Raw genomic sequence first — 11,354 nt, 5'->3', positions numbered from 1 at the left:
ACAGATGCGACTTTCTGGTCGCACCGTGAATCGCGTGCTCTTCGGCATCGGGCTCAGGCGATGCCGCAAGCATCGCGCGAACCTCCTTCCAGACCTCGTCCGGCTCGGTCGCATTGATCCATCGTCCATGCAGCCGGCCGCCATTATAGGCAGCAAGGCATGCCACATAGATCCGGGGGCGTTCTGCCCGGCAAGGCAATGTCGGTGCGGGTGTCGTGCTGGTCTCCATGTCATCCTCCTTCCCGCCCTGTTGCTTTTCCCGGGAAGACGGGATGGGGCGGCGGAAGACGCGTCAGCCAGCGCGCACAAGGACTGGCTGCAAGGGGGAACAGGTAGGACGCCTCACTGAAACCGACGATCCTCGAATCCCGCCCCCCTTGCGGGCAGGCCGCGCGGTGGCATACGCGCCGTCCGCCCCGGACCGGCTTTCTGGGTTAATTTTGGATGCCAAGCACGCCCATGCCGCAGATACCCCGCGAACTCGACAGCTGCCAGTCGCTGACCAGGCTCAAAAGGGTATCAATGCGTCACCCGGCAAGCTATCACACGAATAACCAAAAAGTTGGCGTAAGGGCGCGGGCGCGTTTAGACCTAAGGTTGACAATTCAAATCCAGGGAGTTGCGTTTGGCATATTCCAGCCGATATCGGCTTTCCTTTTCGACGGGCGGTCTTTTTGTTCAAGAATCGGTCGGCGCCGCCAGATTGGTCCTTGGCGGTTGCGACTGGGACGAAACGGAGAAGCTGTTGGTAGCTCGGCAAATTGTCTCTTACAACGCAATCAGTTCCGGAAAGCGGGTTGCCAGAGAGATCGTGACCCGTCTCAAGTCACTATCAAGCGAAGAAATCGAGTTTTTGGTCAACGCCGACCGAGAAGATCAAATTTGCGTCGTGTGGCAATCGATCTGCCGAACGTATGAGATTATCGCTGACTTTGTCGCAGAAGATCTAGAAGAGCGCCTCAGGTCCTTTCGAAACGATCTGGCAGCTGTCGATTTTGAGGCTTTTCTCGACCGAAAAGCCGCCTGGCATCCTGAAGTCGCCAATCTCAACGAATCAACCCGTTCGAAATTACGGCAGGTCCTTTTCCGCATGCTTAGAGAGGCCGACTTCTTCAGTAAGACGGGTGGACTCCAACCCGCGCACTTGAGTGCTACCTTCCTTCGGTTCTTGGAACGTCATCGACCGAGTGACATTTCTGCGTTCCCAGGCGCGATTACATCACAAAATCGGAAGGCCGGATGAACCGCATTATTTCTGAATCAATTGAGAGCCCAGAGATTTTTGAGCGCCTCTTGAAGATCATGTTGAGTGAGCGATTTCTGTCAAAGAAAGGGCTGACCAATGATTTGCCCTACTTCATTTTGCCTTACGACCCGAGGCTCGAGGTAGAAGTGACGCGGGCTCGGGACTTGCTGGTTCGAAGACTGCTCGCCAAGTCGATCGATATCTTGGATCTCAACATCTACGATGTATGCAAATCCATCCTCGAGACACGAGGTTTGTGGGACAGACTTCTGGAAAAAGAGGCTGAGATTGAAAAGAGCCAATTCCTGGAAACACTAAATTCGGTGCTGGACCCAAAGAAGTACCTGGTTCCGGCAATCGTGAAGCAGTTGGAGGAATGCAAGCCTGCAGTGTTGCTGCTTAGCGGCATTGGGGAGGTGTTTCCTTATGTGCGCTCGCACGCGCTTCTAACGAATTTGCAGTCGGCGGCGAGCAACCAACTCACCGTCATGTTCTTTCCTGGCGAGTACACATTCACGCCAGAATCCGGTGCAACGCTCGACGTATTCGGGCTGAAGCAAGATGATCGCTTTTACCGCGCAATCAACATCCTTCAATACGAGGTCTAGTGCATATGGGTTCCAATTTGCGAACGGTCTTCTCTAAGCCAATCAATCGCCCGATCGACGGCGTCATCAAAGCGGACGATGAGCGACATCTTCGCGATGAAATCGAGGAGTATGTGCTCACCAACGAAATCACGAAGAACCTGAGCAAGTTCCTGGAGGCCTACAATTCGGCATCTGGCCCCACGGGCGTGTGGATTTCGGGCTTTTTTGGATCGGGAAAGTCGCACCTTCTCAAAATTCTCTCTTTGGTATTAGAAGGACGCATCATCGACGGTGTTTCTGCAGCGGATTTGCTTCTGACCAAGTGCGATCATGATGCGATGCTCAAGGGCGCATTGCAAAAAGCCTCAAAGACGCCCTCGACGAGCATCCTGTTCAACATCGACCAGAAAGCTCCGACTGTTACCAAAACTGAAGTCGACGCTCTTCTCGTTGTATTTCAGATCGTGTTCGACGAGATGTGCGGGTATTTTGGAAAGCACGCCCATATCGCTCAGTTTGAAAGAGATCTGGACCGACGAAATCAGCTGCACTTATTTCGTGATGCATATGAGAAAGTTGCTGGGCAGTCGTGGGATCTCGGCCGCGAAGTCGCTGCACTGGAGCAGTCAAATATTTCAAAAGCTTTTGCCACAATTACTGGCGATCAGGATGTACCTGGTGACATACTTGGAAAGTATCGCGCTGATTACCAACTTTCAATCGAAGGTTTCGCTAACCAGGTCAAAGCCTACATTGATGAGCAGGAGCCTGGATTCAGGTTAAACTTTTTCGTCGATGAAGTCGGCCAATACGTCGCAGACAACGTCAAGCTTATGACCAATCTTCAAACGATTGCAGAAAGCCTTTTGACGAAGTGCGGCGGCCGATCCTGGATCATCGTTACCGCTCAGCAGGACTTGCAGGCAGTGTTGGGCGAGCTTCCCACGAACAAGCAGAACGATTTCTCAAAAATCAAGGGTCGCTTTCCGCTATCGGTATCGCTCAACAGCAAGAATGTCGCCGAAGTGATTCAGAAGCGATTGCTCGCCAAGACCGACGACGCGGCCAAAGAAATCGGGGCGCTGTATCAACGGGAAGTCAACAATCTCGGCACACTGTTTCGATTCGCGGATGGGTCTGTGGGTCTCTCTCAATTTAAGGACGAGGGGCATTTCATTGATAGCTACCCCTTCGTCCCTTACCAGTACGATTTGTTCGAAGAATCCATTAAAGGGTTATCCCGCCACGGAGCATTTCAAGGTCGCTACAGTTCGGTCGGTGAGCGTTCAATGCTGGCCGTGTTCCAGGAAGTTGCAGTTGAGATCGCCGACCTGTCTGTAGGCGAAATTGCTTCCTTTGATCGCATGTTTGATGGTTTGCGCTCAGCGCTGACCTCCGAAGCGATGCGTTCCATCCAGCTCGGCGAACGAAACCTTGGTAATGCGCTGGCGGTTCGGGTTCTGAAGGCGCTGTTCCTCGTCAAGTATGTGGACCAGTTCAAGGCAAGCCTAACCAATATTTCAATCTTGATGCGCGAGCGCTTTGATCAGAACTCGGCCGAACTGCGTAAGTCCGTCGAAGAGGCTTTGGCATTGTTGGAGCAGCAATCTTACGTGCAGCGACAAGGCGAATTTTATGACTTTCTGACCGACGAAGAAAAGGACGTTGAGAAGGAAATCAAGAACGTCGAAATAGACCAAACGGAGATCCTCAAGGCGTTGGACGAGCTGTTGTTTGACGGCATTTTGGGCCAGAGCAAGATTGCGCATGCAATCAGCGGCCACGCTTATCCATTTGCAAAGAACATTGATGGCACGCCGATTGGATTGGACCGCGAGCTCAAGATCAAGCTGGTAACGCCATTCTCTGCCGGCGATAGTAGCGAGGCTGAGATCCTTTCGTCGAGCGCGACGAGTGACGCTCTCGTGGTTTGGCTCGCCGATGACGCCCGGTTCGTCTCAGACCTGTCGCAGTATGAGCGCACAAAAAAGTACATCAAACAGAATCAGAGCGGCGCTGGCGACACGACAAAGGATAAGATCATTATTGAGAAGGGCGAGCAGAACCGTCGGCGGCGGCGTGATTTGTCGGCCCGCGCCAATGAGTTGGTTGGCGACGCGAGACTGTTCGTACGAGGCAGCGAAGTTTCTGTTGGTACATCAAACGCCAAGGCTAGGCTGGAAGAAGGTTTCCAGGTGCTGATCGACAAGGTGTTTGTCAGCTTGAAAATTCTGAAAGGCCAAAGCTATTCGGAGGCAGACATCGCGAAATATGCCGTGCCGGAGTCCGATGACCTCGTATCTGGAATGACCGAGGCGGAGCAGGACGTTTTCAACTTCGCGCAAACAAACAAATCGCGTGGTATTAACACACCAGTCAGCGCGGTCATCGAGCATTTCGAAAAGGGTCCCTACGGTTGGCCGTACGCTGCGATTCTGTGCCAGGTCGCTATGCTAGTTGGTCGGGGAAAGCTCGACGCGACCTTGGATTCCAACGTGCTGTCGGGTGCAAGTCTCACGGCCTCCCTGAAAAACCGAAACAGCCAGAAGCAGGTGTTGCTGTCGCCTCAGGCAGACTATTCAGCCAGCGACATTCGGTGGCTTAAGGACTTCTATGGCGAGTTCTTTGGCAAGCCATTGTCAACGAATGACGCTAAGTCGGCAGGTGAGGCTGCGGGCAGCGCTTTCAGGGATCTTTATTCGATGACCGAGCATCTGCAATTTCGCAGTCAAGGCTATCCATTTCATCAGCAGGTAACCGATGCGCTTGCTGTACTTCAGGCGGCTGTCGGCAAGCCGTATGGGTGGTATCTGAAGGATTTGAAACACGCTGCAGACAAGCTCCTTGATATGAAGGAGCAGGTTCTCGATCCTATCGCCAAGTTTATCGATAGTCCTCAGCGCGAGATCTTCGATAGCGCAGAGACATTCCTGAATCAAAGACGCAGCGACCTCGGAGGAGAGGAGGTCGCGTTGGCCCGGAAGATTGAGTCCGTTCTGACCGATCCAGGCTGCTTCCGCGGGGGCGGCATTCAGTCGCTCAAGGCCATCCTTGATGACCTGAAGTCGCGTGTCGGCCAAAGGTTGAAGGAGGCGCAGGCAGCCTCGGCGTCGGAGCTGACCGAGCTGAAAGTCGGAATTCAAGGTATGGACGGGTTTCAATCCCTCGACACCGCAGAAGGTGCGCATATCGAGACAGAATTCCAGCGTGCAATTGAGCGCGTTCACGCAGCTCGAACGGTCGCCGAAGCGCGCGATATTCCGCGACGATTCCGGGAGACTGATTATGCCAAGCTCCTGGTACTGGTCTCCCGGGCGAACAGACCTGGCGTCGAAGATCCTCCCGGAAAATTTGAAAACGACTTGGTCAACCTCAGCAAGTTGGCCGTGAAGAGCAAGCCCATGCTGAGCAACGAAGCTGACGTCGATGAATATGTTGGTGCGCTGCGGGATAGTCTGTTGGTTGCCATCAAATCCGGAAAGAAAATAGTCCTATAAATGAATACTTCGGAACTGAAGAAATTTGCGCAATGGGCGCGTCGAACACTGATTGAGCAGGCAGGCGCTCGCATGTCCTCAGTCCTGGAGGCAGGCAGTGCCGAGCGGCGGGAGTTTCCAACGGCCGTCTCGGCGCTGGAGCGTGAGATCAGAATCTCCAGCGAGGCGCAGGTTGTCGAGCGCGCAGCCTATATCTGGTTCAACCGGCTGTCTGCCCTGATGTTCATGGACGCGAACGGGTACACAGCCGTCCACGCCGTGTCGCCCAATGAAGGTCAAACGCGCCCAGCTCTTCTGTCAGATGCCATGGCCGGTCACATCGATGAGGCGCTCCCGCAAAAAGTACGTGAGCGTGCGCTCGCACTTCTTACCCGAAGCGCCCCCAGCCGCGAACCAGAGGCCGAGGCGTATCGTCTTCTTCTCGTGGCAGTGTGTAATCAGTGGCACGTTGTGATGCCATTCATGTTTGAGAAAATCGCCGACTGGACCGAGCTCCTGATGCCGGTCGATCTATTGTCGAGCGACAGTATTCTCACCAACATGCGTGCGGTGATGACCGAGGATGCCTGTCAGGACGTCGAGATCATCGGCTGGCTCTACCAGTTCTACATCTCGGAGAAGAAGGACCAGGTCTTCGCGGGGCTGAAGAAGAACCAGAAGATCACGGCCGAGAACATCCCCGCCGCGACCCAGCTTTTCACCCCGCACTGGATCGTCCGCTACCTGGTCGAGAACTCGCTGGGGCGGCTCTGGCTGCTGAACCGGCCGGGATCGAAACTGGCCGAGCGGATGGACTACTACATCGCGCCGGAGGAGCCCGAGACGGATTTCCTGAAGATCGGTAAGCCGGAGGAGATCAAGGTCTGCGATCCGGCCTGCGGGTCGGGGCACATGCTGACCTATGCCTTCGACCTTCTCCACGCGATCTACGAGGAAGAGGGGTATGAGGCCGACAGGATCCCCGCGCTGATCCTGCAGCACAACCTGACGGGGGTGGAGATCGACGACCGCGCCGGGGCGCTGGCGGCCTTTGCGCTGGCGATGAAGGCGGCGGCGAAGCTGGGGCGGCGGCGGTTCCTGCGGATGGAGGCAAAGCCCGACATCTGCGTGTTGCAGAACGTGAGCTTTACCCCCGCTGAGATGCAGGACGTGGCCGCCGTGGTGGGAAAGGATCTGTTCACGGATGAGTTGCGCGAGACGCTGGGGCAGTTCGAGCAGGCCAAGAACTTCGGATCGCTGATCGTGCCGAAGCTGCGCGACCCGGCCGAGACGCTGCGGGTGGTCGAGACGCGGGATTTCGGCGGCGACCTGCTGCTGAAGGAGGTTCAAGAGCGCGTCGTGGCAGTGCTGCGCATGGCCGAGGCGCTGTCGCCGAAGTATCATGTGGTGGTGGCCAACCCGCCGTATATGGGCGGCAAGGGGATGAACGGGAAGCTTGGGAACTTTCTCAAAGATACATTCGGCGATGTGAAGTCAGACCTGTTCTCGGCCTTTATGGTTCGGAACACGCAGTTGGCTCTTCCGAAAGGTCAGTTGGGTTTCATGACCCCATTTGTCTGGATGTTTATCTCTACCTACGAGAAACTTCGCACGTTCCTGCTGAAAGAAAAGACGATCACCAGCCTTGTTCAACTGGAGTATTCTGGATTTGACGGCGCAACAGTGCCAATTTGCACCTTCACAGTGGAAAACAGAAATCGGCCAGATTTTCGTGGGGGATACATTCGCCTCTCTGACTTTCGTGGCGCGTCTAACCAAAGCCCGAAAACGCTGGAGGCAATCAAGAACAATAGTTGCGGATGGTTTTATCGGTCCAAAGCTTCTGATTTCCGGAAGATTCCAGGTGAGCCAATCGTCTACTCGGCGACAGAGGAACTACTCGATTGCTTCGGGGACCTCGAAAAAATCGAGAGCATCGCCAATTGTCGTGCTGGTTTAACCACCGGCGATAACACAATCTTTCAAAGGAACTGGACGGAAATTTCACAGCAACGCATGTCCGCAGGTTCGAAGACGCGTGAAGAAGCACAGGAGACTGGCTGTAAGTGGTTTCCATGTAGCAGCGGTGGGGACTTTAGAAAGTGGTATGGCAATCTCGAAACCGTCGTAAACTGGGAGGGCGACGGAAATGAAATCTGCACATTTGCGGATCCAGACGGGCGCCTGAAGGCCAGTCCGCGAAGTCGGGAATATTACTTCAAAGAGGGATTTACTTGGAGCAAAATTAGCTCTGGAAAGTTCTCACCACGCTACATGCCTGTTGGATGTATTTTCGACGATACTGGTCAATCGGGCTTTCCATCTGATGAACTGACGGCAATTCATTTAGCTGCGCTGGCGTGCAGCGCCACTTCGCAGCATTTCCTATCCTACATCAGCCAAACCTTGTCTTTCAACAAAGGCGACATTGCCAAAATCCCTGTCCCCAAAGATTTTCCGGAAGTTAGAGACCACGCGCTGAAAGCGATTGCACTCGCCCGCTCCGACTGGGACGCCTACGAAACCTCCTGGGATTTCACCACGCTCCCCCTGCTCCAACCCGATCACCGGGCCGATACACTGGAGGCCACCTACACCACCCTCCGCACCCATTGGCAGGGCATGACGGACGAAATGCAGCGCCTTGAAGAAGAGAACAACCGCATCTTCATCGACGCTTACGGTCTGCAAGACGAACTGACACCCGAGGTGCCGCTGAACGAGATCACCCTCACCTGCAACCCCGCCTATCGCTATGGCATCAAGAACGCCGCCGCAGCGAACGAGACCCGCCTGCGCGCCGACACCATGGCCGAGTTCCTCTCCTACGCCGTGGGCTGCATGTTCGGGCGCTACAGCCTCGACACCCCCGGCCTGATCCTCGCCAATCAGGGCGAAACGCTGGCCGACTACCTCGCCCGCGTGCCCGAGCCGAGCTTCATGCCGGACGAGGACAACGTCATCCCCGTGCTCGACGGCGACTGGTTCCCGGACGACATCACCGAACGCTTCCGCCTGTTCCTGCGCAAGACCTTTGGCGAAGAGAAATTCCAGGAAAACCTCGCCTTTGTCGAAGAAGCCTTAGGCAAGGACATCCGCAAGTATTTCACCAAGGATTTCTACGCCGATCACGTCAAGCGCTACAAGAAGCGCCCACTCTACTGGATGTTCTCCAGCCCGAGCGGCAGCTTCAATGTGCTGATCTATATGCACCGCTACCAACCCGACACGGTGAGCGTCATTCTCAATGACTATCTGCGTGACTTCCGCTTTAAGCTGCAGGCTCATTTCCGAGAACAAGAGGCAGTCGAAGTGAGCGGCGAGGCCAGTGCGGGCGAGAAGACGAAAGCCTTGAAGGAGAAGGACCGGGTCAACAAGATCCTTCGCGAACTGGAGACGTATGAGCGCGATGTCTTGTTCCCGCTGGCCGAGGCGAAACTGACCATCGATCTCGACGATGGCGTCAAAACGAACTATCCCAAATTCGGCACCGCACTTGCCCCCATTAAGGGGCTTAGCGACTAGGTATGGATCAGCGTATCGCCAAAGGGCTTGAAGCCCAGTTCGACAAGCATCGCATTGTCTTTTGGTATGATGCCAAGAGCGAGATGCAAGGTGCTTTCGACTCTGTGGAATTGGCTGGTGTCGAGAAGGTCGTGATCGAGAACAACGAGTTCGGACTGAAGTATCGCATCCTTCGAGAAGAGCCCGATCAGAAGTTTTTGATTTTCAAGAACGGTCCTGAGCCGGAAAAACCAACGGACAATTGGCTATTTGATGTCCAGATGGCGAGCGGCCTCTTTCAGGCAGACCAAATCAGCATGTGGCTCGGCGAGCTAGGTCTCGGACCGAAGTTTCGGGACCTCATCGAAGCGCATCAGGAGTTTTTCCGCTCTGGCAAACGCGTGACGGCACTTGCAGCGATGCTCAAGCGGGAAGAAGACCCGGGTGTCGTTCTCACAAAGATGATCTGTGTCGCGTGCGGGGCTGAGCGATCGTTCGATGAGGCAGTTGAGCAATTGTTGGCCGATCTTGCTTCGGAACGAGACGAGTCTCTCAAGCTGCTGGAGCGCAGTCAGTTGCTGGATGTGTTCTGGAGGACAATCGACCGTGCGTTTGGATACGGCAGCACCGACCCTGATCTCGAGGACTTTGCGCTCGAACTATTCAAGACTTCATTTGAGCGGACAGCTGGTAGATCCGGGACATTATCAGATGACGCACTTGTCTTCTTTAATCGCTGGAAGAAGAATCGCCACTGTGCGGACGACTTCGAGACCTTGTCAGAGAAATTCTCCGCAGTCCTGTCGGTGGCGGAAAAGGTCAAAACGCTCGATTTTCGACATATGGGCGGGGCCGACGCGTTCGAAGCGATTGATTTGCATCTGGTCGCCAGCCTGGCGGGAGAAGTCGCCAACCACACCATGAACTTCAATGAGGTCAAGGAGATCATTGATTCGCGTCGCCATGCGCACTGGTTCGACCGATTCGAGCACGTCTACCTCTCCATCCAGTTTGCCGCGAAACTCTTTCAGCTGGTCGCCGAAGCCGACTTGCATGTCGATTCCTTTGATCAAGGCCTTCAAAACTATGCGGGGGTCTGGTTCCAAATCGATCAGACCTATCGCAAGCATGTCTTTCATGCGCGGCAGATCAAAGAGCTCGATCGTCCTGCCCGGCTTATGGACGTCGTTGAGAATTTCTACACCAACAAGTTTTTGACCGCCCTCAATGACAATTGGCAGCGCTGCGTCGATGGCGTGGAGACCTGGCGCTCCTCCGAACTTTTGAATCAAATGGACTTTTATAACAAGGAGGTGGGCGCCTTCCGGCGGAAGGATCAAAAGGCAATCGTGATCATCTCTGACGCGCTGCGATACGAGGTTGGCGAAGAACTCGCGCGTCGAATTCGCGGAAACGACCGTTTCGACGCGCAGCTCACTCCTGCCCTCTCGGCGCTTCCTAGTTATACGCAGCTTGGAATGGCGGCCCTGCTGCCGAACGAGGATTTAAGCTTTGCGGAAAAAGAAACTGGGGAGATCCTTGAGGGTGGCCTCAGCACACAAGGCACTGTGAACAGAGAGAAAATCCTAGCGAAGCACGAAGGCGACGCGCGTGTTCACGTCATGAAGGCCGATGAACTTCTGAATATGACCAAAGACGACGCCCGGGAAATCACACGAGAAAATGATGTCGTCTACATTTACCACAATCAGATCGACGCGATCGGCGATAAACCTGGAACAGAGGAACGGACGTTTGATGCAGCAGAGGACGCGATTCAGGAACTGGTAGAAATGGTTCGCAAACTCACGTCCGCGAACGCCTCCTCCATCCTTGTCACTTCCGATCACGGTTTCCTGTTTCAGCAAAGAGAAATTGAAGAGAGTAGTTTCCTGCTCGACCAGGCGGATGGCAAGAATGTGATTTTCCGAAACCGGCGATTTGTTCTGGGGCGCGACCTCTCGGACAGTCCGGGGTTCAAGAAATTTTCATCTAAACAGTTGGGGCTTTCCGGCGAGATGGAAGTCTTGATCCCCAAATCAATTAACCGGCTCAGGCGGCAGGGATCCGGAAGTCGGTTCGTGCATGGCGGAGCGAGCTTGCAAGAGGTCGTCATACCGGTTCTGCGAATACGGAAGTCGCGCAAGACGGACATTGTTAGCGCTGAGGTTGAGATACACTCAAGCAAGAGTGCCGCAATTACGTCCAATCAGATTGCGGTAAAACTGTTCCAATCGACCGCAGTCACGGACAAATGCGTCCCAAGAGACCTGTTTATTGGCCTCTATGCGTCCGACGGAACGCTCATTTCCGAGCGTCACCAGCTCACGTTCGACAGCACATCCAATGACACGAGGGAGCGGGAGCAAACTGTACAATTGCTTCTGTCTCGTGAGGCCGATGCCTTCAATGGACAAGACGTTTACCTGAAACTTCAGGAACGGCATGGCAAAACGCAAACATTTAAAGATTATAGGGCGGTCACCTATTCGCTGCGTCCACGCATCAGCCGCGACTTTGACTTTTAGGAGCCCACAC

At 54.6% G+C, this 11,354-nt stretch carries 6 protein-coding genes; 5 read left to right on the top strand and 1 reads right to left on the bottom strand.

Going from position 1 to position 11,354, the window contains the following annotated elements:
* A partial coding sequence (locus HOC_RS17385; RefSeq protein WP_035540932.1) for an antirestriction protein ArdA occupies window positions 1-229 on the bottom strand: 229 nt, incomplete at its 3' end.
* 396 nt (window positions 230-625) lie between these two features.
* On the opposite strand from HOC_RS17385, the gene HOC_RS17380 reads away from it, so the two are divergent.
* Genes HOC_RS17380 through pglZ form a run of 5 tightly spaced genes read left to right on the top strand, consistent with a single transcriptional unit; the run spans window position 626 to window position 11,344 of the window.
* The gene (locus tag HOC_RS17380; protein WP_035540930.1) at window positions 626-1,243 is read left to right on the top strand and encodes a DUF1819 family protein; all 618 of its coding nucleotides are present in this window, start codon (window positions 626-628) and stop codon (window positions 1,241-1,243) included.
* A complete protein-coding gene (locus HOC_RS17375) occupies window positions 1,240-1,854 on the top strand; it encodes a DUF1788 domain-containing protein (protein ID WP_035540927.1) in 615 nt (204 codons plus the stop codon). The genes HOC_RS17380 and HOC_RS17375 overlap by 4 nt, the downstream gene beginning before the upstream one ends.
* A 5-nt stretch (window positions 1,855-1,859) precedes the next feature.
* The gene (gene brxC / locus HOC_RS17370; RefSeq protein ID WP_035540926.1) at window positions 1,860-5,333 is read left to right on the top strand and encodes a BREX system P-loop protein BrxC; all 3,474 of its coding nucleotides are present in this window, start codon (window positions 1,860-1,862) and stop codon (window positions 5,331-5,333) included.
* Window positions 5,334-8,837, top strand: coding sequence for a BREX-1 system adenine-specific DNA-methyltransferase PglX (gene pglX, locus HOC_RS17365; protein ID WP_035540924.1), 3,504 nt, complete (start codon window positions 5,334-5,336; stop codon window positions 8,835-8,837). It abuts the gene before it with no gap.
* 2 nt (window positions 8,838-8,839) lie between these two features.
* Window positions 8,840-11,344: a BREX-1 system phosphatase PglZ type A gene (pglZ, locus tag HOC_RS17360; protein WP_035540922.1), complete on the top strand. Its 2,505-nt coding sequence runs from the start codon at window positions 8,840-8,842 to the stop codon at window positions 11,342-11,344.
* The last annotated feature ends 10 nt before the right edge of the window (window positions 11,345-11,354 follow it).

Source organism: Hyphomonas oceanitis SCH89, assembly GCF_000685295.1.
In the GTDB taxonomy this organism is placed as follows: Bacteria; Pseudomonadota; Alphaproteobacteria; order Caulobacterales; family Hyphomonadaceae; genus Hyphomonas; species Hyphomonas oceanitis.
The sequence above is the reverse complement of the archived record's forward strand: the minus strand, read 5'-3'. Positions and strand labels throughout refer to the sequence as shown.